The organism is Streptomyces sp. 1331.2 (assembly GCF_900199205.1).
GTDB lineage: Bacteria > Actinomycetota > Actinomycetes > Streptomycetales > Streptomycetaceae > Kitasatospora.
The window spans coordinates 3,208,659-3,234,465 of sequence record NZ_OBMJ01000001.1; the positions used below are offsets into that span (position 1 = coordinate 3,208,659).

23 protein-coding genes are annotated in these 25,807 nt (G+C 74.4%); 14 read left to right on the forward strand and 9 right to left on the reverse strand.

The features are described 5' to 3' along the window. Positions 1–36: 36 nt before the first annotated feature. Both CRP52_RS13510 and CRP52_RS13515 read right to left on the reverse strand, forming a co-directional pair. Positions 37–1,665 carry an MFS transporter gene (locus tag CRP52_RS13510; protein WP_373560487.1) on the reverse strand — a complete coding sequence of 543 codons (1,629 nt, stop codon included), beginning with the start codon at positions 1,663–1,665 and terminating at the stop codon, positions 37–39. A 122-nt stretch (positions 1,666–1,787) separates the two neighbouring features. Continuing rightward, on the reverse strand, positions 1,788–2,222 hold the full coding sequence (locus tag CRP52_RS13515) for a MarR family winged helix-turn-helix transcriptional regulator (protein ID WP_030235202.1): 435 nt from the start codon (positions 2,220–2,222) through the stop codon (positions 1,788–1,790). A gap of 141 nt (positions 2,223–2,363) precedes the next feature. Here CRP52_RS13515 and CRP52_RS13520 point away from each other — a divergent pair, with 141 nt between their 5' ends. Together CRP52_RS13520 and CRP52_RS13525 are read left to right on the forward strand one after the other, a co-directional pair. After that, on the forward strand, positions 2,364–2,813 hold the full coding sequence (locus CRP52_RS13520) for a VOC family protein (protein ID WP_179852788.1): 450 nt from the start codon (positions 2,364–2,366) through the stop codon (positions 2,811–2,813). Between the two features lie 293 nt (positions 2,814–3,106). Further along, on the forward strand, positions 3,107–3,964 hold the full coding sequence (locus CRP52_RS13525) for an MHYT domain-containing protein (protein ID WP_097236631.1): 858 nt from the start codon (positions 3,107–3,109) through the stop codon (positions 3,962–3,964). 93 nt (positions 3,965–4,057) lie between these two features. On the opposite strand, the gene CRP52_RS13530 is transcribed toward CRP52_RS13525, so the two are convergent. Next, positions 4,058–5,770: a hydrogenase maturation protein gene (locus CRP52_RS13530; RefSeq protein WP_097236632.1), complete on the reverse strand. Its 1,713-nt coding sequence runs from the start codon at positions 5,768–5,770 to the stop codon at positions 4,058–4,060. Between the two features lie 246 nt (positions 5,771–6,016). Further along, a complete protein-coding gene (locus CRP52_RS13535) occupies positions 6,017–6,940 on the reverse strand; it encodes a DUF4231 domain-containing protein (protein ID WP_097236633.1) in 924 nt (307 codons plus the stop codon). 132 nt (positions 6,941–7,072) lie between these two features. On the opposite strand from CRP52_RS13535, the gene CRP52_RS13540 reads away from it, so the two are divergent. Then, complete coding sequence (locus tag CRP52_RS13540; RefSeq protein ID WP_097236634.1) at positions 7,073–7,522, forward strand: VOC family protein; 450 nt, start codon at positions 7,073–7,075, stop codon at positions 7,520–7,522. Between the two features lie 89 nt (positions 7,523–7,611). On the opposite strand, the gene CRP52_RS13545 is transcribed toward CRP52_RS13540, so the two are convergent. Next, positions 7,612–9,072 carry an NCS2 family permease gene (locus CRP52_RS13545; protein ID WP_097236635.1) on the reverse strand — a complete coding sequence of 487 codons (1,461 nt, stop codon included), beginning with the start codon at positions 9,070–9,072 and terminating at the stop codon, positions 7,612–7,614. Positions 9,073–9,312: 240 nt separating this feature from the next. Here CRP52_RS13545 and CRP52_RS13550 point away from each other — a divergent pair, with 240 nt between their 5' ends. The 3 genes from CRP52_RS13550 (at position 9,313) to CRP52_RS13560 (ending at position 12,467) form a co-directional block, all read left to right on the forward strand. Beyond that, on the forward strand, positions 9,313–9,624 hold the full coding sequence (locus CRP52_RS13550; protein WP_097236636.1) for a DUF2530 domain-containing protein: 312 nt from the start codon (positions 9,313–9,315) through the stop codon (positions 9,622–9,624). A gap of 52 nt (positions 9,625–9,676) precedes the next feature. After that, positions 9,677–12,136 (forward strand): HAD-IC family P-type ATPase, encoded by a 2,460-nt coding sequence (locus CRP52_RS13555; RefSeq protein ID WP_097236637.1) that lies wholly within the window; start codon positions 9,677–9,679, stop codon positions 12,134–12,136. Between the two features lie 70 nt (positions 12,137–12,206). Continuing rightward, entirely contained in the window at positions 12,207–12,467 is a 261-nt protein-coding gene (locus tag CRP52_RS13560) for a hypothetical protein (protein ID WP_097236638.1), read from the forward strand. A 3-nt stretch (positions 12,468–12,470) separates the two neighbouring features. Here CRP52_RS13560 and CRP52_RS13565 read toward each other — a convergent pair whose 3' ends face one another. Together CRP52_RS13565 and CRP52_RS13570 are read right to left on the reverse strand one after the other, a co-directional pair. Beyond that, entirely contained in the window at positions 12,471–15,767 is a 3,297-nt protein-coding gene (locus tag CRP52_RS13565; RefSeq protein ID WP_097236639.1) for a sacsin N-terminal ATP-binding-like domain-containing protein, read from the reverse strand. A 157-nt stretch (positions 15,768–15,924) separates the two neighbouring features. Continuing rightward, positions 15,925–16,806 carry a DUF3027 domain-containing protein gene (locus CRP52_RS13570; RefSeq protein ID WP_097236640.1) on the reverse strand — a complete coding sequence of 294 codons (882 nt, stop codon included), beginning with the start codon at positions 16,804–16,806 and terminating at the stop codon, positions 15,925–15,927. Positions 16,807–17,401: 595 nt separating this feature from the next. Between CRP52_RS13570 and CRP52_RS13575 the strand changes: the two genes are divergently transcribed. From CRP52_RS13575 to CRP52_RS13590, 4 genes are all read left to right on the forward strand, one after another. Further along, positions 17,402–18,754: an MFS transporter gene (locus tag CRP52_RS13575; RefSeq protein WP_373560557.1), complete on the forward strand. Its 1,353-nt coding sequence runs from the start codon at positions 17,402–17,404 to the stop codon at positions 18,752–18,754. Positions 18,755–18,826: 72 nt separating this feature from the next. Then, positions 18,827–19,357 (forward strand): hypothetical protein, encoded by a 531-nt coding sequence (locus CRP52_RS13580; protein ID WP_097236641.1) that lies wholly within the window; start codon positions 18,827–18,829, stop codon positions 19,355–19,357. A gap of 10 nt (positions 19,358–19,367) precedes the next feature. Further along, positions 19,368–20,144 carry a futalosine hydrolase gene (locus CRP52_RS13585; protein ID WP_097236642.1) on the forward strand — a complete coding sequence of 259 codons (777 nt, stop codon included), beginning with the start codon at positions 19,368–19,370 and terminating at the stop codon, positions 20,142–20,144. Then, positions 20,137–20,991, forward strand: coding sequence for a 1,4-dihydroxy-6-naphthoate synthase (locus tag CRP52_RS13590; RefSeq protein WP_097236643.1), 855 nt, complete (start codon positions 20,137–20,139; stop codon positions 20,989–20,991). Before CRP52_RS13585 ends, CRP52_RS13590 begins: the two co-directional genes overlap by 8 nt. 28 nt (positions 20,992–21,019) lie before the next feature. Here the strand turns inward: CRP52_RS13590 and CRP52_RS40485 are convergent, their stop codons facing one another. Next, complete coding sequence (locus CRP52_RS40485) at positions 21,020–21,403, reverse strand: cold-shock protein (RefSeq protein ID WP_030057101.1); 384 nt, start codon at positions 21,401–21,403, stop codon at positions 21,020–21,022. Positions 21,404–21,874: 471 nt separating this feature from the next. Between CRP52_RS40485 and CRP52_RS13600 the strand changes: the two genes are divergently transcribed. After that, a complete protein-coding gene (locus CRP52_RS13600) occupies positions 21,875–22,105 on the forward strand; it encodes a hypothetical protein (RefSeq protein ID WP_097236644.1) in 231 nt (76 codons plus the stop codon). A gap of 18 nt (positions 22,106–22,123) precedes the next feature. On the opposite strand, the gene CRP52_RS13605 is transcribed toward CRP52_RS13600, so the two are convergent. Beyond that, a complete protein-coding gene (locus CRP52_RS13605) occupies positions 22,124–22,759 on the reverse strand; it encodes an HAD family hydrolase (protein WP_097236645.1) in 636 nt (211 codons plus the stop codon). Positions 22,760–22,858: 99 nt separating this feature from the next. Here CRP52_RS13605 and CRP52_RS13610 point away from each other — a divergent pair, with 99 nt between their 5' ends. The 3 genes from CRP52_RS13610 to CRP52_RS13620 are packed head-to-tail and all read left to right on the forward strand — an operon-like array spanning position 22,859 to position 25,799. Beyond that, positions 22,859–23,896 (forward strand): FecCD family ABC transporter permease, encoded by a 1,038-nt coding sequence (locus CRP52_RS13610; protein WP_097236646.1) that lies wholly within the window; start codon positions 22,859–22,861, stop codon positions 23,894–23,896. Next, positions 23,893–24,963: a FecCD family ABC transporter permease gene (locus CRP52_RS13615; protein WP_097236647.1), complete on the forward strand. Its 1,071-nt coding sequence runs from the start codon at positions 23,893–23,895 to the stop codon at positions 24,961–24,963. Before CRP52_RS13610 ends, CRP52_RS13615 begins: the two co-directional genes overlap by 4 nt. Beyond that, a complete protein-coding gene (locus CRP52_RS13620; protein ID WP_097236648.1) occupies positions 24,960–25,799 on the forward strand; it encodes an ABC transporter ATP-binding protein in 840 nt (279 codons plus the stop codon). Before CRP52_RS13615 ends, CRP52_RS13620 begins: the two co-directional genes overlap by 4 nt. Positions 25,800–25,807 lie beyond the last annotated feature (8 nt).

A 25,807-nucleotide genomic window follows, 5' to 3' on the forward strand; every position in this document is an offset into this window, starting at 1 on the left:
AGGTCCCGTCGACCTCCGGGGAAACCCGACGAGCCATCAGCAGGCAGGCGCCAGTTCGGACTTGACGGCCGTACGCGTCCGCGGCACGAAGGCCACCACCCTGCCGCCGCGGCCCGGGTGCAGGTCGAAGCGCACCCGCAGGTCAGCGCTGCGGGCCAGCACCAGGCCGACCGCTCCGGCCGCCAGCGCGGACACCAGCCCGCAGGCCAGCAGGCCGAGCCGGGGCCCGTACGAGGCGGTCACCCAGCCGACGATCGGGGCGCCGATCGGCGTGCCGCCGGTGAAGACCAGCACCAGCAGGCCCATCACCCGGCCGCGCATCTCGGGGTCGGTGGCCAGCTGCAGCATGGAGTTGACCGAGGTGTTGAAGGTCAGCCCGAACACCCCGATCAGCATCAGCAGCAGCGCGAAGGTCCAGTAGTCGGGCGCGAACGCCGCGACCACCTCCAGCGCGCCGAAGGCCAGCGCCGCGCCGACCAGCCGGCGCAGCCTCGGCGCGCCCCGGCGGGCGGCGAGCAGCGCACCGGCCAGCGAGCCGACCGCCATCGCGGTGTTCAGCAGGCCGTACTGGCCGGCGCCGACCTTGAAGGTGTCGTACGCGAAGCCGGAGAGCAGCGTCGGGAAGTTGAACCCGAAGGTCCCGATGAACCCGGCCAGCACCATCGGCCAGAGCAGTTCGGGCCGTTCCCTGACGTAGCGCAGGCCCTCCCGCAGCTGGCCCTTCTCACGGGCGATCGGCTCGGTCGGGCGCAGCTCGCTCTCCCGCATCGCCAGCAGGCCGCCGATCACGGCGGCGAAGGACAGCGCGTTGACGGCGAAGGCCCAGCCGCTGCCGACCGCGGCGATCAGCAGGCCGGCGACGGCGGGGCCGACCAGCCGGGCGGTCTGGAAGTTGGCGGCGTTCAGGCTGACCGCGTTGGCGAGGTCCTTGGGCCCGACCATCTCGGAGACGAAGGCCTGCCGGGTCGGGTTGTCCACCACGGTGACCAGACCGAGCAGCAGCGCGAAGGCGTACACGTAGTACGGCGTCACCACGTCGCCGATGGTCAGCACGGCCAGGCCCGCGGCGAGCAGGCCCATCGCGCCCTGGGTGTAAATCAGCAACCGGCGCTTGGGCATCCGGTCGGCGAGCACGCCGCCGAAGAGACCGAGCAGCAGCATCGGCAGGAACTGCATGGCGGTGGTGATGCCGACCGCGAGCGGGCTGCCGGTGAGGCTCAGCACCAGCCAGTCCTGGGCGATCCGCTGCATCCAGGTGCCGGTGTTGGACACCACCTGGCCGGCGAAGTAGTAGCGGTAGTTGCGAACGCGCAGGGAGGAGAACATCCCCCCGGGCCTGGTGAAACGGGCGCCTGTGGGAGATGGGAGGGGCCGAGCGATGGGGGTCCCCCCGGCCGGAGGCTGGGGGATCGTCGCCAGACGGGTGGTGGCGGGCGACGGGCGGGACGCGTTGCTTCGGCCCTGAGCGGCGGAGTCCGCCGCGGTGCGTTCGTCGGGGTCGTCGTCGCCGCTGCCGGGCAGCCCCGTGGGGGCGGGTGCCTGGGCGTCGGCGGCCGCGGTGCTCGCCGCGGCGGGGTCGGTGGTCGGATCGTCGGTACGGATGGCGGCGGCGCTGGCTGCGGCCGGCGGTGTCACGGTGGTCTCCCCTCGTGGCGCGACGGCCATGGCGGTGGCCGTCGCGCTCCTGGTGTCGGTGGTCGGTCCTGCGGTGATGCTGGCTCCTTCTCCTCCCGGCGGCCGGCCGGGTTCGGTGTGCCCCTGAGGTGTACGAGCTGCAGGTGTGCGAGCTACAGGTGTGCGAGCTTGTAGAGCACGGGCGCGGCCTCCCGGAGGACGGCCCATTCCTCCTCGTCGAGCCCTTGGGCGAGCTCGGCGAGCCAGACGTTCCGGCGTCGACGACTCTCCGCGAGGATCGTCTCGGCCTGCTCGGTGCTGCTGACGACCACCTGTCGGCGGTCCTCGGGATGCGGCTCGCGCCGCACCAGCCCCTTCTCCTCCAGCATCGCGACGATCCTGGTCATCGAAGGAGGCTGCACGTGCTCCTTCCGGGCGAGCTCACCCGGCGTCGCCTTCCCGCACCGGGCGAGGGTGCCCAGCACTCCCATCTCGGTGGGACTGAGCGACTCCTCCACCCGCTGGTGTTTGAGTCGTCGGGAGAGGCGCATCGTGGACGACCGCAGCTGACTGATCGCTGCGAGGTCCTGCTCGGACATCTCGGGCATCTCTTTAGCCTACGTCATTACTCTCGCTAAGGAAAATGGGATCCCGCCGCGCCGGAGCATCGACCCGGTGCCATATTGGTCATGGGACTCAGGTCTCGACTCCCGGCCTCAGGTCTCGACTCCCAGAAGGGCCGACCAGCCATGTCCGACCTCGCCTCCGAGCAGTCCGCGCCGTCCTCGCAGGCCACGCCGTCCGCATCGGCCGACCGGGACGCACAGGGCGACACCGGCTTCGCCCGGCTCGCCATGGTCACCATCGACTGCGCCGACCCGGTCGCGCTGGCCGCGTTCTACGGCGAGCTGCTGGGGTGGGAGACCCGGCACACGGACGAGAACTTCGCGATCCTCGACAACCCGGAGGGCGGCAGCCCGCTGGGCTTCGGGCGGGTGAACGGGTACCGGCCGGAGCCGTGGACGCAGCCGGACGGCAGCAAGCACTTCCACCTGGACTTCTACGTGGACGACCTGGAGGAGTCCACCGCGAAGGCGCTCGCGCTCGGCGCGACCGAGCCCGCCTACCAGCACGGCCGCACGCTCAGGGTGCTGATCGACCCGGCCGGCCACCCGTTCGGGCTGGCTCCGTTGGAGTAAGGCACAAAGGGACCGGTGGGGCATGCGCAGGCGATGTCAGGGCTTGGTGCCAAGATCATGCAGACCCCGTAAAGGCCCTCCCTGACCTGGGAGTTCACCAAAACCACGAACATTGTGCGAGCGCCGGGTTGTGGCTACTCTCCCCCGTTGTCAGGGGCACCACACGCCAGGCTCCCCTCGGCGGACCGGGCCCCCGTTCCGTGCCCGTTGCCGCACGCCCTTCCCCGGCCGCTCTCGGCCGACCGCGTCCGTCCCAGCCCTGGCGCCCTCAACCCCCCGTCCAGGGAGTTCCATTGGGTGCGATCCACCATGCCGACCACGGCTGGGTGACACCGGCGGTCTCGTACTTCGTCGCCTGCCTCGGCTCCTTCGTGGCCCTGCGCAGCGCCCGCTGGGCGCTCATCTCCACGGGCCGCACCCGGGCCGTCTGGCTGCTCTTCGCGTCGACCTCGCTCGGCGCCGGGATCTGGTCCATGCACTTCATCGCGATGCTCGGCTTCTCGGTGACCGGCGTCGAGATCAGCTACCAGCCCGGGCTGACCGTGCTCAGCCTGCTGGTCGCCGTCGCCGTGGTCGGCGTCGGGCTCTTCACCGTCGGGTACTGGCGCCGGCGGCCCGTCCTGGCGCTGCTGGCCGGCGGGCTGACCACCGGCCTCGGGGTCGCCGCGATGCACTACCTGGGCATGGCCGCGATGGTCCTGCCCGGGCACCTCGGCTACGACCACGTCACGGTGGCCCTCTCGGTCGGCATCGCCGTGTTCGCGGCGACGGCCGCGCTCTGGGCCGCGCTGAACATCCGCGGCACGCTCGCCGTGCTGGCGGCGGCGCCGGTGATGGGCGTGGCGGTCTGCGCGATGCACTACACGGGCATGGCGGCGCTCTCCGTCCGGCTCGACCTCTCGCACTCCACCGCGGGCGGTGTGATGGCGCTGCAGTTCATCTTCCCGCTCGGGGTCGGGCTCGGCTGCTACGTCTTCTTCGGCTCGCTGGCCTTCGCCGTCTCCCCGAGCCGCCCCGACTCGCAGCCCCTGCTGGCCGGTCCGGCCGCCCCGCTGCCCCCGCGGGCGCCCCGCGTCCCGGAGCAGCGGCAGCGGCGGCAGGGACAGGCGCAGCGGCGGCCGCGGCTGGACGAGGCCGGCGCCCGGCGCTGAGCATCGGAGCGGGGGAACACGGGAGCACCCGGGCGGGGGAGCACGGGTGCAAGCGGGGGCGGGGACGGAACGACCGTCCCCGCCCCCGTTCCGTCACTCGGGCCGCCCCAGCAGCCCGGTCAGGTGCTCCGGCGTGGCCACCGGGCAGACCTTGTGCACGAAGTCCCGCCGCAGCGCGTGGTACGGCTCGTCCGCCCGGTAGAAGTTGGCGTGCATCCGCCGCAGTTCCGCCTCCCGGTAGGCGGCCAGCGGCTTCTCCTCCTCGTCGGCGGCCCGGCTCCGCTTCTTGTCCACCAGCCGCCCGGTGAGCTCCGGCGAGGCGGCGATCCGGGCCGCCTCGCGGGCCACCCAGCGACGGAACTCCGCCGCGTCGCCGCCGGCCGTACGGTCCACCAGGCCGATCCGGCGGGCGTGTTCGGCGCCGATCGGCAGCGCCTCGGTGGTGAGCCGCTCGGCCTGCTCCGCGCCGACCCGGCGCGGCAGGGTGTACGTCCAGTACTCGGAGCCGTACAGGCCCATCAGGCGGTAGTGCGGGTTGAGCACCGCCGAGTCGCGGCACCACACCTCGTCGGCGGCGAGCGCCGCCATCAGCCCGCCGGCCGCCGCGTTCCCGGCCAGGGCGGCGACGGTGACCTTGTCCGTGGTGGTCAGGACGGCCTCGACGAAGTCGTCCATCGCGTTGATGTTCTCCCAGGACTCCAGCGCCGGGAAGGCCGCGCCCTCGATGACGTTGAGCTGGATCCCGTTGGAGTAGAAGTCCCGGGGCGCTCCGAGCACCAGCACCGAGGTCGGCCGGTCGGCCGCCTCGCGGTAGGCGGCGAGCAGCCGACGGCACTGCTCGGTGCTCACCGCCCCGCCCGCGTGGGCGAATTCGAGGTAGCCGACGTCGCCCTCCTCGCGGTAGCGCAGCTCCGACCAGGTGTCACGGCGGGCGGCCGCCTCCGCGGTCACCGGCACCTCGCGGACCCGGTACAGCTCCTCGGCGAGGACCGTCGCCGCCGGCAGCTTGAAGGTGGCGGGCCCGCCGGGGATGCGGCGCGGGCGCAGCTGCGGGATCCACACCGCGCCGTCCACGGTGGCCCGGCAGATCGCGCCGTCCCGGGTGGCCAGCACGGCGCCGGGCACCGGGCCGCGCAGCCGGTCCTCGGGGTGGCCGCCGTGCAGGAAGAACTCCCGCCCGTACAGCTCGTCCAGCACGCCGGGCTGGGAGTCGGCGGCGCGCAGCTTGCGCAGCACGGTGGCGGTGTCGTCCTGCTCCCAGTCGATCCGCCGGACCTCCTGGCGCAGGAAGGGCCGCAGTTCGCCGTGCACGTCGGGTCGGTCGTAGTCCAGCGGCTCGGGGGTGAACAGTCCGCCCTCGAAGCGCTGGACGGCCAGCAGGACGGCCTCCACGGCGGCGTCGGCGACCTCGCCGCGGTACAGCTCGCTCTTGCCGCAGTCGGGGACGGGGAACTCGACGGACGCCCAGATGTCGCCGGCGTCCATCTCCTCGACGGCCTGCAGCACGGTCACGCCCCAGCGCTCCGCCCCCTCGGTGATCGCCCAGTCGAGCGAGGAGGGGCCGCGGTCGCCCTTGGGGCCCGGGTGCACGATCAGGACGGTACGGGTGGACCAGATGTCCCGCGGCACGGCCTTGGTGAGCATCGGGCAGACGATCAGTTCGGGGTCGGTGCGTTCCACCGCCGCCCTCATCTGTTCGTCGCCGAGGGCGAGTTGGACGGCGACCTGGTGGCCGCGCTCGCGCAGCTCGGTGTGGACGCGCTGGGTCAGGCTGTTGAACGCACTGGCGATCAGGAGAATGCGCAAGGGGGGCCTCCGGCGGTACAGGGGTCGCGCGGAGGCGATGAAACCAGGGCATGGACACGTAACGATTACGGTCCGTACCTCGGCGCTCTACCCTCACGCACCCCGCACACCTGTGATGCCGGCGTGGTCCGCGCTTCGCGGTATCTCCCCAGCCTCTTCCCCGAGTTGGACTGGCGCCGGACACACCGACGCGCACCGCGCGGGCCTCCCGGCACCCGCCCGACCCGCGCCGGGCTGCTCGGCGACCTACTTGGGGAACGCCCGGCGGGCCCGCCAGGTGGTGTGCTCGCGGGAGACGGCGTCCTCCGCCTCCGCGGCCAGCCGGGCCCAGCGCGCCTCGGCGTCGGGCGCCCGGACGTCCAGGTCGGAGAGCTGGTTGCCGACGTTCTCCAGCTCGCGCGCGGCCAGCTGGTAGGCGGTGGCCAGCGGACGGAGCTGCTTGAGCTGCGTCCAGGCGATGATCGAGGCCGCCGCGGCGGAGCTGACCCCGAAGACGTGCACCTGCAGCGCGCCGGTGGCCTGGGCGACGGCCGCCGCCGCGCCGATGATGATCAGCGCCGCGATGCCGAGCCCCCAGGAGACCGCCTGCGAGTCGCAGGCCTCGGCCCGGGAGCGGTACCAGGTGCGCTGGCCCTCGACCCGGGTGCGCAGGTAGAGGGTGCGCCGGGCGGTCAGGCCCTCGGCGCGCAGCCGCCGCATCTCCGGGGTGATCTCGGCGACGGTCTCGGGCGGCACGATCTCCGGGTCCTCGAAGGCCCGCAGCACGTCCTCGACCTGGAGCAGGTAGCCGCGGTCCACGTCCGCGGACTCGGCCTCGCCGTCGAACGGCCGGGCCCGGACGGTGTACTTCCAGGCCAGCGTCTTGACCGACTCGGCCGCCGCCCGGGCCTCGTACCAGCGCCCCTGCGGGTTGCTGCGGCGCAGCCGGGACCAGAAGTAGCCGGCCACCAGGAAGGCGGCCACCGAGAACAGCGGCCAGACGTCGGGGTCGCCGTCGTGCTCCGGGCCGGGGAACGACCCGATCAGCGCGGCGATCACCAGCATCGCGATCAGTCCGCGGTACCAGCGCAGCGTCTCGCGCTGGCCGTCCAGCGAGGCCTTGTCCGCCGTCCGGAACAGCTCCGGCAGCAGCTGCGCCTCGACTCCCCCGGGCGGATCCTGTTGCACCATCGGTCGAGTCCCTCCCCCTTCTCCGTCCAGCCAGTATTCCCTCCGCCAACTGGCCTACACAGGCGCCTTTTTGACACCTTCCCGGCGGCGCGCCCTTGCCTTGCCGATCTTGTAACCGATATAAACGGTTACATGCCGCTGCACTGGAAGCTCGTCATCGACTGCACCGACCCGCACCGCCAGGCCGCCTTCTGGGCCGCCGCCCTGGAGTACACGCTGGAGGACCACGGCCCGCTGGTCGCCCGCCTGGTCGCGGCCGGCGCCGTCGGCCCGGACGCCACCACCGAGGTGGACGGCCACCCCGCCTGGCGCACCCTCGCCGCCGTCCGCCACCCCGAGGACCCCTTCGACCCCGCCTCGGACACCGGCCTGGGCCGGCGCATCCTCTTCCAGGCCGTCCCCGAGCCCAAGCAGGCCAAGAACCGCCTGCACCTCGACGTCCACCCCGGCCCCGGCGAGCGCACGGCGACCGTCACCCGCCTCGAAGCCCTCGGCGCCACCGTCCTGCACCACGTCGACCAGCCCGGCGGCGCCTGGACCGTCATGCAGGACCCCGAGGGCAACGAGTTCTGCGTCCACTGACCGGCCGAAAACCGCCCCGGCCCGCCCCCGAAAACCACCCCGGCCCCGCACCCGAAACGGGTGCGGGGCCGGGTCGGGCCGGGTGCGGGTCAGAGCAGGCCGAAGGCCGGCATCAGGTAGTAGAAGGCGAACACCCCGGCCACCACGTACAGCGGGACCGGCACGGTGCGGCCGCGGCCGACGGCCAGGCGCAGGACGCAGAAGGCGATGAAGCCGAAGCCGATGCCGTTGGTGATGCTGTAGGTGAACGGCATCATCACGATGGTCAGGAAGGCCGGGATCGCGATCGTGTAGTCGGCCCAGTCGATCTCCTTGACCGAGTTGGCCAGGATCAGGAAGCCGACGGTGACCAGGGCCGGGGTGGCGGCCTGGGCGGGGACCATGGTGGCGAGCGGGGTCAGGAAGAGCGCCACCACGAAGAGCAGGCCGGTGACGATCGAGGCGAAGCCCGTCCGGGCGCCCTCGCCGACGCCCGCGGTCGACTCCACGAAGCAGGTGTTGGCGGAGGAGGAGGTGGCGCCGCCGGCCGCGGTGGCGATGCCGTCGACCATCAGGATCCGGTTGATGCCGGGCAGGTCGCCCTTCTCGTCCAGCAGGTGGGCCTCGTCGGCCACGCCGAGGATGGTGCCCATCGCGTCGAAGAAGCACGACATCAGCACGGTGAAGACGAAGAGGCAGCCGGTCAGCACGCCGACCTTCTCGAAGCCGCCGAACAGGCTGACCTTGCCGACCAGTCCGAAGTCCGGCGCGGCGACCGGGTTGCCCGGCCAGGTCGGGACGGTCAGGCCCCACTTGAGCGCCGGGATGTCGACCAGCTTGTCGATCACCACGGCGAGCGCGGTGGAGACCGCGATGCTGATCAGGATCGCGCCGGGTACCTTGCGGATCACCAGGATCAGGGTGAGCAGCAGGCCGACGACGAAGACCAGGACGGGGAAGCCGAGCAGGTGCCCGTTGCCGCCGAGCTGCAGCGGGACGGTGGTGTGCGCGGCGTCCGGGATGCGGCTGACGAAGCCGGAGTCGACCAGGCCGACCAGGCTGATGAACAGGCCGATGCCGATCGCGATGGCCTTGCGCAGTCCGAGCGGGACGGCGTTCATGACCCGCTCGCGCAGCCCGGTGGCGACCAGCAGCATGATCGCGAAGCCGGCCAGGACGACCATGCCCATGGCGTCCGGCCAGGTCATCTTGGGGGCGAGCTGGAGCGCCACGATGGTGTTGACGCCGAGTCCGGCGGCCAGGCCGATCGGGACGTTGCCGATGACTCCCATCAGCAGGGTGGTGAGCCCGGCGGTGAGAGCGGTGGCGGTGACCAGCTGGGCGCTGTCCAGGTGGGCCCCGGTCATGTCCGTGGCGCTGGCCAGGATGATCGGGTTCAGTACCAGGATGTACGCCATGGTGAAGAAGGTGGCGATGCCGCCGCGGATCTCACGCGGCAGCGTGGAGCCGCGCTCGCTGATCCGGAAGTAGCGGTCGACGGCGCCGGTGGGGGGCTGGGGCGCGGCGTCGGCGGGTTCGGGCGACTCGGTGGTCGGCTGGACCACAGGCATGCGTGCGTCCTCTGTGGGGGAGCTGAGGAGAGGGTGGTGAACGCCCGGGGCGACGGTGGCCGGGCTCAGAGCATTCAGTATGGTTTCCCGGTCGCACACGCGCTATCTTCGCGCGTAGAGCCAGGCAGGGCCCGGGAAAGTCCGCGGCCGGGCCGGGAAAGCTCCGGCGAGGCCTGCCAAAGTCCGGCAGGCCTCGGGAAAATCCGACAGGCCCCCCCGCCGCCCCGTACGCTAGGCCCCATGCCCAAGACGCCGCTGCACCCCTCGCCCCCTCCGCTGGAGGCCAACGACGTCGCCATCGTCGGCGGCGGCACGGTGGTGTGGTTCGTCGCCTTCCTCGCCCTGCTCCCCTTCCAGGGCACCCTCTCCGAGCACGGCCACGGCACCTGGCCGTGGATCTGCCTCTCCGGCGGCCTGCTCGGTCTGATCGGCCTCTGGTACTGCCGCGCCCGCCGGGACGCGATCGCTCGCAGCCGCGCCGCCGAGGCGGCCCGGACGGCCGGGAGCGCGGCGGAGGGCAACGGTCAGGACCCGGCCACCCAGTCGGACTGAATAGTCCTTTAGTAGCACGCATCGGACAAAAGGCGCCCGTAGAGTCGGTGCCATGACGCAGCCTGCCCAGCCAGCGGAAGAGCGGCCGACGGACGGCGAGCACCCGGACGGAGCCCACCCCCTCGGGCTGCTGCCCGGCCGGCGCGGCGGCCTGACCACCGCCGAGGTGGCCGAGCGGGTCACGAAGGGGCAGGTCAACGACGTCCCGGTACGGTCCAGCCGCTCCACCAAGGAGATCGTCCGGGCCAACGTCTTCACCCGCTTCAACGCGATCATCGGCGTGATGTTCGGGATCATCCTGGTCGTCGGACCGATCCAGGACGGCCTGTTCGGCCTGGTCATCGTCGCCAACACGGCGATCGGCATCATCCAGGAGCTGCGCGCCAAGAAGACCCTGGACAGCCTGGCCCTGATCGGCGAGGCCCGCCCGCAGGTCCGCCGGGACGGCACCGTCCAGCAGATCGGCGTCTCCGAGATCGTCCTCGACGACACCGTGCTGCTCGGCATCGGCGACAAGGTGATCGTGGACGGCGAGGTCACCGAGGCGGAGGGCCTGGAGGTCGACGAGTCGCTGCTCACCGGCGAACCCGACCCGGTCCTCAAGCAGCCCGGCGCCCAGGTGATGTCCGGCAGCTTCGTGGTGGCCGGCGCGGGCGCGTTCACCGCGACCAGGGTCGGCCGCGAGGCCTACGCGGCGCAGCTCGCCGAGGAGGCCAGCAAGTTCACCCTGGTGAAGTCGGAGCTGCGCAGCGGCATCGACAGCATCCTGCGGTTCATCACCTACCTGCTGATCCCCACCGCGATCGGTCTGATCATCAGCCAGCTGGCCGTCGAGGGCCGGGACTGGCGCGAGGCCGTGCGCCGCATGGTGGCCGGCATCGTCCCGATGGTCCCCGAGGGCCTGGTGCTGCTGACCTCGGTGGCCTTCGCGATCGGCGTGATCCGGCTCGGCCGCAAGCAGTGCCTGGTCCAGGAGCTGCCGGCGATCGAGGGCCTGGCCCGGGTGGACACCGTCTGCCTGGACAAGACCGGCACCCTCACCGAGGGCGGCATGGACGTGATCGACCTGCGGGTGCTCTCGAACGGGGAGCCCGCCGTCCTCGACCCGGACACCATCAAGCACGCGCTCGCCGTGATGGCCGGCGCCGACGCCCGCCCCAACCCGTCCATGCAGGCGGTCATCGACGCGTACGGGCGCGGCGACGGCGACGACGCGCGCGGCCGCAACGGCTGGCGGGTGATCGAGGCAATGCCCTTCTCCTCCGCCCGCAAGTGGAGCGGCGTGCAGCTGCTGGAGCCGCAGGGCGGCGAGGCCAGCTGGCTGCTCGGCGCCCCCGACGTGCTGCTACCCGCCGGGCACCCGGCGCTGGCCGAGGTGGACGAACTGGGCGCCAAGGGCCTGCGGGTGCTGCTGCTGGGCCGTACGCCCGACCCGCTGGACTCCCCCGACCCGGCCGCCGGCCTCACCCCGCTCGCGCTGGTGGTGCTGCAGCAGCGGCTGCGCGGCGACGCCGCCGACACCCTGCGGTACTTCGAGGGGCAGCGGGTCCGGGCCAAGGTCATCTCCGGCGACGCGGCGGTCTCGGTCGGCGCGGTCGCCTCCCACCTGGGCCTGCCCGGCGCCGACCGGCCGCTGGACGCCCGCACCCTGCCCACCGACCCCGAGGAGCTGGCCGAGACCGCCGACCGGACCAGCGTCTTCGGCCGGGTCACCCCACAGCAGAAGCGCCAACTGGTCGGGGCGCTGCAGTCCCGCGGCCACACCGTGGCGATGACCGGCGACGGCGTCAACGACGTGCTCGCGCTCAAGGACGCCGACATCGGCGTGGCGATGGGCACCGGCTCCGACGCGACCAAGGCGGTCGCCCAGATCGTGCTGCTGAACGACTCCTTCGCGACCCTGCCCTCGGTGGTCGCCGAGGGCCGCCGGGTGATCGGCAACATCGAGCGGGTCGCGTCGCTGTTCCTGGTGAAGACGGTCTACTCGGTGCTCCTGGCGCTGCTGGTGATCTTCACCCACTCCCCGTACCCGTTCCTGCCCCGGCACTCCACCGTGCTGTCCTCGCTCACCATCGGCGTGCCGGCTTTCTTCCTGGCCCTCGCGCCCAACAACGAGCGGGCCCGCACCGGCTTCGTGAAGCGGGTGCTGCGCCTGGCGATCCCCGGCGGCGCCATCGCCGGGACGGGCACCTTCGTCGCCTACGCGCTCGCCCGCGCCAACCACACGACCGACCTCAAGGCCGACACCAGCGTGGCCACCCTGACGCTCTTCCTGATCGCCATCTGGGTCCTGGCCATCGTCGCCCGCCCGTACAGCTGGTGGCGGCTGCTGCTGATCGGCGCCATGGGCGGAGCGTTCTCGCTGGTCCTGCTGGTGCCCGCGCTGTCCGACTTCTTCCAGCTCTCCCTGGTCGGCACCCGCGACCCCTGGGTGGGCGTCTGCATCGCGGTGGTCTGCGGCATCGCCCTGGAGGTCACCTGGCTCGTCCTGAAGCGCCGCGGCCTGGAGTGAGCGGCCCGGCGCGAGCGGCCCGGGTGCGGGCCCGAGTACGGGTAGCGTGGCCACGGAGGGGGTGCCACACATGGCGGACACACACGGGGATTCCGAGCGCGAGACCGGGCAGGTGGAGGCCTTCGCCGCCTTCCTGGCCGGCCTGCTGGCGGCCGGGCTGACGGTGCTGGTGCTGCTGGGCGGCAGCTGGCTGATGAACGCCGACGAGCTGACCGCGCCCTCGCGGCCGTGGATCCCGACGGCCCTGAAGGCCCTGGTGGCGGCCGTCTGGCCGGCCACCACCGTCCTCGTCTACCTCCGGCTCAAGCGTCGTCGGCGGGGGCGGGCCTGAGGCTCAGCCCTCGAAGTCCCGGGCCGCCGACAGCTCGTACGCCCGGTCCGGCTCGCTGAGCGCGGCCAGCACCTCGAAACGCCGGTGCCACTGCCCGACCGACCAGGCGAGCCCGGCCGCCAGGCCCTCCGGGGTGGCCGCGTGCAGCAGCCCGGGCACCGGCGGGACCTCGAACTCGTCGTCCTCGTCGTCGGCCTCGGCCAGCTCCGGGTCGTACGGCGGCTCCGGGGCGTCCGCCCCGGTGTCCCACCGCCAGTCGACCGCCGCCTCGGCGCCGTCCGGCCCGACGACCAGCAGCTCCTCGTGCTCCTCGTAGGCGACCGGGCAGCCGGGCAGCAGCTCCCGCACCACGGCCGGGACGCGGTGCAGCACGCCCTCGGAGAGCACCCGGCCGCCGGCCACCTCGCTGGCCAGCGACACGTGCAGCCGCTCGGCGAGGTCGGCCGCGAGCGCCGGGGCGACCGGCAACAGCGGGTACGGGTGCAGCAGTTGGACCAGGTCGGGGGCGTCCGCGACGACCGCCTCGGTGGCGTCCACCACCACGGTGTGGTCCGGCCGGCGCCCGGTGTCCGGGTCCAGCGGCGGCAACGCCCGTACCACGTCCAGCGGTTCGATCCGCTCGCGGTCCACCCGGGCCAACGCGCTGTGGATGCCGTGCAGTTGGCGGTGGCCGACCTCGGCGGCCGGGTCGGTCAGCCGGTCCAGCAGCTCGTCCGGGCCGTGCAGCTCGGCGAGCAGCGCGGCCAGCGTGGTGCGCACCCCGAGGGCGTGCAGGAACTGCTCGTCCAGGGTGGTGCGCGCCTCGTCGTAGAGGCCGCGCAGCAGCGGGTCGGCGCCGGCGGCCCGCAGACCGGCGGGCTCGCGGCCGTCCAGCACCGGGTGGTCGCGCAGCCACCACGCGGTGTACGGCGGCAGGTCGGCGTACGTGCCGTCCGGCAGCAGCGTGCGCACCGGGGCGACCACGGCGTCCCGGTACGGCGGGCGGGCCAGCGCGGCCAGCGCCTCGGGCCAGGCGTCGTCGTCCACCAGGTCGAGGTCGCGCACCGCCAGTAGTTCGGCGGCCACCGGCGGGACGCCGACCGCCTCGTCCGCCTGCAGCGCCTCCAGGGCGTCCTCGGCCCAGTCGGCGAGCCCGTCCGGCGCCTCGTCCAGCAGGCCGGTGGGGTGGCCGCCGGCCGCCCGGTCGGCCGGGACGGTGGGGTCCAGCCGCTCCAGGTCGTCCGGGTCGAGCACCACGTCCTCGGCGCGCACCAGCACGAAGTCGGCCAGCACGCCGACGGCCGCCAGCACCTCGGGGCCCCAGCGCTCCAGCAGCTCGTCGTCCACCCAGCCGGCGTCCTCCTCGCGCGCGAGCGCGGCGAACGGGCTTCCGGGCAGCACCAGTTCGCCCGCGCGGGCCGGCTCGCCCTCGTCGTCGAGCAGCGCCAGCCGGGCCAGCCAGGGGTGCTCGCCCGGCTCCGGGTCGGCGGCCTTCACCAGGGCCAGGACGGCGTCGGCGAGTTCGAGCGCGGCGTCCAGGTCGTCCTCGGCCAACTCGAACGAACGGGCGACGGCGGCCCGCACCTCGGGGGTGTCCAGCACCCCGGCCGGGGTGGCGGTGCCGGCGCCGAGCTTGGCCAGCAGCGGGTGGGCGGCCTCGGGGTGGGCCAGCCGCAGGTCGAGCGCGGCGAGCGCGCCGGCCAGCGACTCGGGGTAGCCCGGGAAGGCCGCCCAGTCGGCGTCCTCGGAGGGCAGCAGGACGCGCCGCGGCCCGGTCACCGTCCGGCCGTCGGCCAGCGGTACGGGCAGCGCGCCCAGCGCCTCCGGGTCGGCCCCGCCGAGCGCCGCGTACAGGTTGCGCCACCAGGCGGGCTCACGGTCCAGGCCGCCGAGCTGGTCGACCACGTCCGCCAGCGGCACCCGGCGCACGTTCAGCACCCGCAGCTCGGAGCGGCGCTCCAGGCCGGCCGGCAGCAGCCCGGGGAAGATCGGCGCCAGCGCCTCGACCACCGAGCCGTCGGCGCCCTCCAGCAGCGTCGCGTCCCGGGGCCGCAGCGCGGGCGTGCCCTCCTCGACCGGCGCCGGGTGCGGCAGGAACGGCGTGCCGGGCAGCCGGGACAGCACGGCCGCGCGCAGCGCGTTGTCCAATGCGCCCTGGCCGAGCGGACCGGGGACGAGCCCCAGCGAGCCGAGGTCGGCGCCGCGGGCGCGCAGCAGATCGGCGTAGCTGTCGGCGGCGCGCTCGGTGAGGAAGTCGGCCAGCGGGCCGGGCGCGACGTGCCGGCGGGTGGAGTCCAGCGGGTAGGAGGCGATCAGCAGCGCGGGCAGGCCGATCGGCTCGTCGCTGGGGGTGGGCGCGTGCAGCACGGAGGCGATGCCGGGCTGCTGCGGGGTGCCGTCCGCGGCGACCGGGACGGCCCAGGTCACCGTCCAGTACGGGCGGGCGCGCTCCTCGGTGGGCCGGTCGGCGAGCAGGTCGGCGGCCAGGGCGCCGGAGGCGCCGGCGGTCTGCCAGAGCGTCCGCCGCAGCCGTCCGCCCGCGTCGTCGGTGACGGTGACCTCGGTGACGCCGTCCGGGCGGGGCTCGGCGGCGGCCCGGGTGAGCGTCCGGGTGCCCTCCGGGGTCTCCACCACGACCTCGGCGAGGCCGGGCAGGGTGAGCAGCAGCGCGTCGTCGATCCCGGCCAACAGGCGGCGGGTCAGGTCCTCGGCGGCGGCGTCCCGCAGCGGCAGCACCACCACCGTGTCGTAGCCCTCGGGCGCCGGGCCCTCGGCGGCGAACGGCAGCCGCAGCAGCGGCACGTGGCCGTCCCGGCGGCGCAGCTCGTCGGCCAGTGCGGGCTGCGCCTCGGCCAGCGCCCGGGCCTCGCCGAGCGACCAGCGCACCCCGCCGGCGGCGCTGAGCACGGCCGGCTCGTCGGTGACCGCGAGGACGGCGGCGAACCCGACCCCGAAACGGCCGACGACGGGCTCCTCGCCGCGCTTGGAGGAGGCCCGCAGGGTGGACAGCGACTCGACGGCGGTCGCGTCCAGCGCGGCGCCGGTGTTGGCGGCGGCCAGCACGCCGTCGGCGAGGGTCAGCCGCAGCCGCCCGGGGCCGTGCCCGGCGCGGACCGCCGCGTCGGCCGCGTTCTGCGCCAACTCGACCACCAGGCGGTCCCGGTAGCCGCCGAGCGCCAGCTCCTCCTCGGCGTTGGCGTCCTCCCGGAACCGGGCCGGCGAGGCGGCCCAGGCGTCCAGCACCCGCCGGCGCAGCGCGGCGCTCCCGAAGGGGTCCGCGAGGTGCTCGTCCGTGCTGCTGCCGATGATCCGAGGTTCCACTGGACCTGCCACCTTCCGCCGCCCTGTACGTCGTAGGGCATTCTTCCCTGCCCCACCGACTGCTCCCGACCACGGCCCGGGATCACCGCCGCCCCGCCCGGGAAACGCCGACGGCCCGCACCACTCGGCGAGTGGGCGGGCCGCCGGACGTGCCTGCTCAGGAGTGGCCGAGCTCCTCGGCCGGGGCGTCCGGCTCGACCGAGCCGGAGGTGCGGTCCGGGTGGAGCTGCAGGGGCTCGACCACCAGCTCGTCCAGGATCAGCTCGGACGGCGCCGGCGGAGCCGGGATGACGGCCGCCTCGGAGTGCCCGCCGCAGCCGTACGTGAAGGAGACGATCTGGCCGTCGGCCGGCCCGAACTCGTTGCCGCACACGCCGAAGGCCTGGCCCAGCGAGCCGCCGATCGGGATCAGGAAGCCGCAGCTCCCGCAGGAGGCCGGGGCGGCCTGCGCCATCGCGGTCTGCGCGCCGTGCACCTTCTCCCAGCGCTCGGCGGCCAGGTGCAGGCCGAGCCGGGAGAGCACCCGGCTGCGGCCCAGGCCGAGCTCCTCGGCCACGGCGTTGATCCGGGCGCGGGCCGGCGCGGGCTGGACGTGCGGGTCGGTGACGACCAGGTCCTCGGCCTCCGCGAGGGCGACGGCGGAGTTCGGCGCCGGCTCGTCCTCGCCGGTCCAGCCGGGCTCCAGCCGCGGGTCGTCGGCGCCGGTGGGCAGCAGGTCGCCGGGGCCCATGTCGCCGGGCCGCAGCCGCTCGCTCCACGGCACCCACTCGGGGGCGAGGATGGCGTCGGCGCCGGGCAGCAGGACGACCTCGTCCAGGGTGACGTTCTTGGCGCGCGGGGCGCGGGCGACGGTGACCGCCCAGTGCCAGCCGCGGTAGGCGGCGTCCAGGCACTCGAAGGTGTGGGTGACGACGCGGTCGGCATCCGCCTGGGCGCCGATGTGCGGCCCGACGGCCTCCGCTCCGACGGCCTCCTCCGCTGCCTGGCGGGCGAGTTCGACGGCCTCGGCACAGAGCCGGTCGGGGGTACGGCTTCGCATCGCAGCACTCACGGCGTCGATTCTCTCCCAGTTCTTCTGTCGCCCACGGCGTGTTGCCCATTCCGTCGCGGCTCGGTAGTCCCTCATCCATTCTGCGCGACCGGCGGCCGCCTCGGGTACCGACCGCGCCGCTCGACCGGCCTGCCGGCGCCCGGGCGCCCAGCGGGCGGACCCTGGGGCAGGCTACCCGCCGGTCGGCGCCCCGGCACAGTCCGGGGCGGACCCGACGGTTCCGGAGGCCGCGCCGAGTGGGGTGCAATCCCGCGTCGGCGCGGCAAATCTGGGGCAGGATGGGCTTGTGGCGGACCACAACCCGTCGCAGCACGCACTGCGCTCCCCGCAGGCCGGCGGCCCCGACCAGGCGGAGTCCGTGCCGCGACTGCAGTCCTCGGTCCCCGGCGCGGGAGAACCGCCGCCGGCGGACCGTCCCGAGACGCCCACCGCCCGCGTCAGCCTCGTCAAGCACGCCTCCCCCGCGCCCGGCGACGCCCACACCCGCCACCTCGCCGCCCTCGACGAGGACCTGGCCGACGACCCGACCGACGACCTCGCCGGGGACCTCGCGGACGAGATCCCCGAGCCCCGCCGCCCCTTCCTGATCCGCACCGCCTCCGCCGCCGGCGCCCGCACCGGCAAGGTGGTGCACGGCACCGGCCGCCGGATCCGCCGGGCCACCTCCGCCGAGGGCGCGGGCGAGTCCGGCCTCGCCAAGCTGATCGAGCTGCACGCGCTCAACTCCTTCGGCGACATGCTGATCACCATCGCGCTGGCCTCCACCATCTTCTTCTCGGTGCCCACCGGCGAGGCCCGCGGCCGGGTCGCGCTCTACCTGCTGATCACGATGGCCCCGTTCGCCGTCCTGGCCCCGGTGATCGGCCCGCTGCTGGACCGCCTGCCGCACGGCCGCCGGGCGGCCATGGCGATGGCGATGCTGGCCCGGGCGGTGCTCGCCTGGACGATGGCCGGGGTGATCTCCGGCGGCGGCCTGGCGCTCTACCCGGCGGCGCTCGGCGTGCTGGTCGCGTCCAAGGCGTACGGGGTGGTGCGCAGCGTCGTGGTGCCCCGGCTGCTGCCGAGCCGGCTGTCCCTGGTGAAGGCGAACTCCCGGGTCACCCTGGCCGGGCTGCTGGCCACCGGCGTGGCGGCCGCGGTGGGCGGGCTGCTGCACCTGATCGGCCCGGGCTGGCCGCTGCGCGGCGCCTTCCTGGTGTTCGTGATCGGCACCCTGATGGCCTTCCACCTGCCGCACACCGTGGACTCCGCCAAGGGCGAGCAGCGCGCCGTCCTGCACGCCGAGGTGCACGGCGAGGGCTCGCACCTGATCCACCACAGGCCGCCGCCGGTCAAGGCCTCGCTGCGCACCGTCGGCCCGTCGGTGATCCTGGCGCTGCGGGCGATGTCGGCGATGAAGTGGCTGGTCGGCTTCCTGGTGATGTTCCTGGCCTTCCTGCTGCGGGAGGAGCCGATCGGCGGCCTGCGGCCGACGCTGGCGCTGGGTCTGGTGGCGCTGGCGGCGGGGACGGGCAATGCGCTCGGCTCGGTGTTCGGCTCCTGGCTGCGCACCCGGGGCCCGGAGGCCACGGTCACCGCGATGCTGCTGCTGGCGACCTGCGTGACGGCGGCGGCCGCGCTCTGGTACGGCGTGGTGACGGTGATTCTGGTGGCCGGCATCGCCGGGATGGCGGCCTCGCTGGGCAAGCTGGCGCTGGACGCGCTGATCCAGCGGGACGTCCCGGAGGCGGTGCGGACCTCGGCCTTCGCCCGTTCGGAGACGCTGATGCAGCTGTCCTGGGTGGCCGGCGGCGCGGTGGGCATCGTGCTGCCGCTGAACGGGAAGCTGGGCCTGTCGGTCGCCGCCGCGGTGGTCGGCCTGGTGCTGCTGTGGACCTTCCACTCGCTCTTCCGGGTGGGCCTGCGGCGGCACCCGGCGGCGCCCCGGGTGGCCTGAGAAGCGGTACGGCAACACGCGGTGGCCGACCCCCGCGTAGCGTGATCGGCCAGGCCCGGTAGATTCTGACGCATGAGCCTCAATTCCCGTGCCATCGCCGCCCTCGGCGCCGTCGTCGTGGTCGGCGCCGCCACGGTGGGCACCTCCGTCGCCATCGCCTCCGGCCAGACCGAGCACATCTCGCACCAGGCCACGCTCAAGGTCGGCAACTCCTCGATCGTCGCCCAGCCGCTGTGCTGGAACAACGGGAGCCCGATCACCGAGGACCTCCAGCAGCAGTGCCAGGACAATGCCACCAAGGCCCTGGCGGCCGGCTCCCTGCCGACCAAGGACGTGGTGTCGAGCGACAGCGTGGGCGTCGGCGTCTCCCCGAACGTCGCCGAGTCGGGCTGGTGGGCCTTCACCAACGGCGGCTCCACCAGCGGTGGCGGGCGCTTCAGCCTGGCCTCGTACGCCAAGGGCCCGACCTGGTCCGGCGCCCAGCAGGCGAACAAGCTGCTGAACGCCAGCGGCAAGACGCTGATCACCGTGGTCGAGGGCGACAAGAACTCGGACAACCCGATCGCCGTCTGGTACTTCCAGCTGAACACCCAGGACAGCTGACGGTCCTGCGATGACCGCGCACGCCGTCACCGACGGCCCCGGCGAGCAGTCGGGCCCCGCACGGGCCCGGCTGCTCGTCGTCGTCGCGGTGGCCGCCGAGGCCGAGGCCGTCCTGCGCGGCCTGCCCGGCGGGGCCACCGCCCTGCCCCTGCCCGGTGGCACCCTGCACCGCGCCGAGGGCGCTCCGGTGGACGTGCTGGCCGCCGGGGTCGGCCCGGCCGCCGCCGCGGCCGGCGCCTCCGCCGCGCTGGCCGCCCACCCGTACGCCCTGGCCGTCTCGGCCGGGATCGCCGGCGGCTTCGCCCCGCACGCCCCGGTCGGCGCCACGGTGGTGGCCGACGCGATCGTGGTCGCGGACCTCGGCGCGCAGACCCCCGAGGGCTTCGCCGACGTCACCGAACTGGGCTTCGGCAGCGTCCGGCACACCCCGCCCCCGGCCTGCGTCGCGCTGCTCGCGAAGGCCCTGGGCGGGCCCGCCGGCCCGGATGACCGGGGCGCCGTCACCGGCCCGGTGCTGACCGTCTCCACCGTCACCGGCAGCGCCGAGCGGGCCGCCGAGCTGGCCGCCCGCCACCCGGGCGCCGCCGCCGAGGCGATGGAGGGCTTCGGCGTGGCCGAGGCCGCCGCCCGGTACGGCCTGCCGGCCCTCGAACTGCGCACCGTCTCCAACCCGGTGGGCCCGCGCGACCGCGCCGCCTGGCGGATCGGCGAGGCGCTGGCCGCCCTGGAGCGGGCCTTCGCGGCCCTGCCCGTCCACGAACTGATCGAGGAGGCCGGCCGTGGCTGAACGGCTGAGCATCGCGTACTCGCCCTGCCCGAACGACACCTTCGTCTTCCACGCCTGGGCGCACGGCCTGGTGCCCGGCGCGGACGCGCCCGAGGTGACCTTCGCCGACATCGACATCACCAACGGCCTGGCCGAGCGCGGCGAGCTGGACGTCCTGAAGATCAGCTACGGCGCGCTGCCGTGGGTCCTGGACGAGTACACCCTGCTGCCCTGCGGCGGCGCGCTCGGGCGCGGCTGCGGCCCGCTGGTGCTCACCCTGCCCGGAGTGGCGTCCCCCGCGGACCTCGCCGGGAAGACCGTCGCGGTGCCCTCCGAGCGCTCCACCGCCTACCTGCTGTTCCGGCTCTGGGCGGCGCAGGCGGTGCCCGGCGGCTTCGGCGAGATCGTCGTCCTGCCGTTCCACGAGATCATGCCCGCCGTCCGGGACGGCCGGGTGGACGCCGGCCTGGTGATCCACGAGGCCCGCTTCACGTACGGGAAGTACGGGCTGCACAGCCTGGCCGACATGGGCGAGGCCTGGGAGCAGGAGACCGGCCTGCCGATCCCGCTGGGCGCGATCGTCGCCAAGCGCTCGCTCGGCGCCGAGCGGCTGCGGGCGATCACCGACGCGGTCCGGGCCTCCGTCCGGCAGGCCTGGGCGAGCCCGGAGGCGAGCCGCGCGTACGTGCTGGAGCACGCCCAGGAGATGGACCTGGACGTCGCGAACCAGCACATCGGGCTATACGTCACCGAGTTCACCGAGGACCTCGGCGAGGAGGGCTACGCAGCCGTCCGCGCGCTGCTCACCCGGGCCGCCGCGGAGGGGCTGGTGCCCCCGCTCGACCCGGGTGCGCTCGCGTTCGGGTAGTCCCTGCCCGGACCACCCCGGACGGGACCTACACGTCGAACTGGTCGGCCACCGCGCGCAGCAGGCCGGCCAGCTTCTGGCCGGTCGGCTTGGCCGGGTAGCGACCGCGCTGGAGGCCCGGCAGCACCGCGTCCAGGGTGGTGATCAGGTCCTGGACGATCGGCGCCATGTCGTCCGCGCTCCGGCGCTGGGCGGCGGCCACCGAGGGCAGCGCGTCCAGCAGCTGCACGCCCATCGCCTGGTCCCCCCGGTGGCCGGCGACCACGCCGAACTCGACCCGCTGGCCCGGCTTCAGCACGGTGACACCGGCGGGCAGCGCCTTGGTGTGGACGAAGACGTCGCCGCCGTCGTCGCGCGACAGGAAGCCGAAGCCCTTCGTCTCGTTGAACCACTTGACCTGGCCGGTGGGCATCTCGAACAGTCCTCGAATGGGTGTGAGGGATCCCGGCCCTGGCCGGGGATCGCTGGGTGGTGGAGAACGCTGCCGACCTCGGCTCGGCGCCCGCGGGCGCTCATGGTCAGCACGTTGCCAGGAGCAGACTAACGGTCCGTGACTGCCTCATCCGCGCTCCGCGAAGGATCCGCGGTCCACTGCCCGTTCCGGGCGGTGGAGCGAGGGGATCTCGCGGCCACGGGCGACCCGGTACTGGCACGGCCGGGTCGCGTCCCTGCGCTGTCCATCGGCTCACACCCCCGGGTCTGCGGACACGGGACGCACCTGTAGCGCCCCTCGGCACCCCCTGCATACCCCCGCCCAGCAGGGATCAAAACGTTGAGCTGCCGGGAAACTGCGCAACGTGACCGGCCTGCTCCGGTGGGCGGCCTCAGGGGGCGCTCTGCCAGACTGGGGGCGGCCCGACCCCGCCCCGAGGAGTGAGCAGACGTGAGCAGCCAGAGCGCCGATCCCGGCGACGTGTACGTCAAGGCCGGGGCGATCGTCTTCGGCCTCGGTGCGCTCGCCACGCTGGCCACCTTCGTCCCGCTGTTCCTGCACCTGACGCCGCTGCCGACGGCCGCGTACTGGCTGAGCATGCTGATGCCGGCCGGTTTCCTGGCCGCGCTGACCGGGCTGCTGCTGAACGCCCGCGCCCAGCGCCGCCGCAGCGCGGCTTAGGACTGGCCCTACGGCCGGTCAGCCGGCCTGACCGGCCAGGTGGCCGGCGAGCCAGGCCGGGAAGGCGGTGAGGTCCGCCAGGACCACGTCCGCGCCGGCCTCGCGCAGCTCGTCCGCGTCGTACGGGCCGGTGGCCACGGCGACCGCGACGGCGTCGGCGTGCCGGGCGCCCCGGATGTCGCCGAGGTGGTCGCCGACGTAGATGCTCGCGCCGTGCGCGCGCAGCGCCTCGCCCTTGGTCTCCGCCCAGAGGTCGCCGATCACGGTGTCCGCCGTCATCCCGGCGTGCTCCAGGTGCAGGACGGCGTTCGGCTCGTACTTGCCGGTGATCACGGCGACCCGGCCGCCGTGGGCGCGGACCGCCGCGACGGCGTCGTGCGCGCCCGGCAGGGCCACGGTCGGGGCGAAGGCGAGCTCGCGGTACAGCTCGCGGTAGCGCGTGACGGCCCGCTCGGCCTCCTCCGCCGGGAACCAGTTGCTGATCTCGTCCAGCAGCGGCGGGCCGAGCCGGGTGACGACCAGGTCGGCGTCGATGCGGACGCCGGTCTCGGCGGAGAGCGCCAGGAAGGTGGCGTGGATACCCGGCCGGGTGTCCAGCAGCGTCATGTCGAGGTCGAAGCCGACGGTGAGCGGGGCGGGTGAGGTCACGGGCATGCCGCCAGGCTATCCAACGGGCGGCCCGGCCCACGAGGCGATTTGCCCCGGCTCCGCGGCGGAACTTAGGTTTACCTGAGTTGTCTGCGGAGAGGGCCCATGAGCGACGACACCACCGCCCCGCCCGGCACGCCGGACCGCACGCCGCGGCGCCGAATACCGTGGCTCGCCGCCGCGCTGGCCGTCCTGGCGGCCGCGGTGCTGCTGAGCCTGGCGGTCGGCAGCCGGACCATCCCGGTCGGTACCACCCTCGACGCCCTGCTGCACGGCGGCGACACCGCCGACGCCGTGGTGGTCCGCGAGCTGCGGGTGCCGCGCACGGTCGTCGGCCTGGCCGTGGGCGCGGCGCTCGGCCTGGCCGGGGCCGTCATGCAGGGCCTGACCCGCAACCCGATCGCCGACCCCGGCATCCTCGGCGTCTCCCAGGGCGCGGCGGCCGGTGTGGTGGTCGCCATCTCCGGCTTCGGCGTCTCCACCCTCACCGGGTACGTCTGGTTCGGCTTCGCGGGCGCGGTGATCGCCACCGTGCTGGTGTACGGGCTCGCCGGGCGCGGCCGGGGCGGGGCGACGCCGATCAAGCTGGCGCTGGCCGGCTCGGCGGCGTCCGCCTTCATCGCCTCGCTCAACACCCTGGTGCTGACCACGGACGCGGCCACCATGGACCGGTTCCGCTTCTGGCACGTCGGCTCGCTCTCCGGGCGGAACTCGGACGTGGCCTGGCAGCTGCTGCCGTTCCTGGCCGTCGGCACGGCGCTGGTCGTCGCGGTGGCGCGCGGGCTGGACGCGCTGGCCCTCGGCGAGGACACCGCGAAGGGGCTGGGTGCCAGGACCGGCCTGGTCCGGGCGGTCGGCGCGCTCGGCGCCACCGTGCTGACCGGGTCGGCGGTCGCGGCGGCCGGCCCGATCGCCTTCGTCGGCCTCGCCGTCCCGCACGCGGCCCGCGCCGTCGCGGGCGCCGACCACCGCTGGATCCTCGCCTTCTCGGCCGTCCTCGGCCCGGCGCTGCTGCTGCTCGCCGACACCCTCGGCCGGGTGCTGTTCCCGCCGTCCGAGGTGCCGGCGGGCGTGATGATCGCCCTGGTCGGCGTCCCGGTGCTGGTGGCGCTGGTCCGGCGTCGGAAGGTGGTCGCCGCATGAACCCGCTCTCCTCGGGCAGGAGCGGCCTCGCGCTTCCCGGGTACTCGGTGCTGCGGGCCGGGCCGTCCTCCTTCCTGCTGCACCGGCGGTCGGCGCTGGTCGCCCTCGGGCTGCTGGTGGCGCTCGCCGGGACGGTGGTGGCCTCGCTCTGCCTGGGCGAGTCCACCGTCTCGCCGGCCGAGGTGGTGAAGGTGGTGCTCGGGCAGCCGAGCCCGGACGAGCTGGTGGTCGGCGAGTTCCGGCTGCCCCGGGTGGTGGTCGGGCTGCTGGTCGGCGCCGCGCTCGGACTGGCCGGGGCGCTGATCCAGACCGTCGCCCGCAATCCGCTGGCCAGCCCCGACGTGGTCGGCGTGACCTGGGGCGCGACCGCGACCGTGGTCGGACTGACGGCGTACGGCGTGGTCGGCTCGACCGGCCAGGCGCCGTACGCGGCGGTGGCCGGCGGGCTGGTGGCCGGGCTGCTGGTGTACGCGCTGGCCTGGCGGCGCGGGCTGCACGCGCAGCGCTTCGTGCTGATCGGCATCGGGATCAGCGTCGCCCTGTCCTCCCTCACCTCCGTCTTCCTGACCAAGGGCGACGGCTTCCAGGCCCAGGCCGCCAAGGTCTGGATGACGGGCAGCCTGAACGGCGCCGGCTACGAGCAGGCCGGCCGGCTCGCCTGGGTGCTGCTGGCCGCGCTGCCGGTCGCGCTGTGGGCGGCCCGCGCCCAGCGGTCGATCTCCTTCGACGACGCGACCGCCGTGGGCCTGGGCCTGCGGCTGGACCGGATCCGGCTGGGCATGGCCCTGCTGGGCATCGTGCTGGCCTCCTGCGCGGCCGCGGCCGCCGGGCCGGTGGACTTCGTCGCGCTGATGGCCCCGCAGATCGCGCTGCGGCTGGCCCGCTCGGCGCAGGTCCCGCTGTTCTGCTCGGCGCTGACCGGCGCGCTGGTGGTGGTCCTCGCCGACCTGGTCGCCCGACGGCTGCTGGCGCCAACCGAGCTGCCGGTGGGCGTGGTGACCGGCCTGGTCGGCGCGCCGTACCTGATGTGGCTGCTGATCCGATCCCGCCGTGGAGGCTCCCGATGACCGCTCACCAGCACTCCGGCCACCGTCTGGAGGCCCGGGGCCTCACCCTGGCCTACGAGGCGCGCACGGTCGTCGAGGGCCTGGACGTCGGCATCCCGGACGGGCGGGTGACGGTGATCGTCGGCCCGAACGCCTGCGGGAAGTCGACGCTGCTGCGGGCCCTCGGCCGGTTGCTCAAGCCCGTCCGGGGCGCGGTGCTGCTGGACGGCGAGGAGCTGGCGCGGATCCCCACCAAGCGGATCGCCCAGCGGCTCGGCCTGCTGCCGCAGTCGCCGACCGCCCCGGAGGGCATCTCGGTGGCCGACCTGGTCGCGCGCGGCCGCCAGCCGCACCAGAGCTGGTGGCAGCAGTGGTCGCCGCAGGACGAGACGGCGGTCGCGGAGGCGCTGGAGCGGACCTCGACGGCGGAGCTGGCCGAGCGGAGCATGGACGAGCTGTCGGGTGGCCAGCGCCAGCGCGCCTGGATCGCGATGGCGCTCGCCCAGGGCACCGACATCCTGCTGCTGGACGAGCCGACCACCTATCTGGACATCGCGCACCAGGTGGAGGTGCTGGACCTGGTCCGCCGGCTGAACGTCGAGCGCGGGCGGACGGTCGTCGCCGTGCTGCACGACCTCAACCAGGCCGCCCGGTACGCGGACCACCTGGTGGCGATGCGGGACGGCCGGGTCGTCGCGCAGGGCCCGCCCGGGGAAGTCGTGACGGCGGAGCTGGTGCGGGAGGTGTTCGGGCTGGACTCGGTGGTCGTGCCGGACCCGGTGACGGGCACCCCGCTGGTCGTGCCGGGCGCGCCCTGGGCGGCCGCGCCGGCGGCGGTGGACGCACTGGACGCCTGACGGCACGC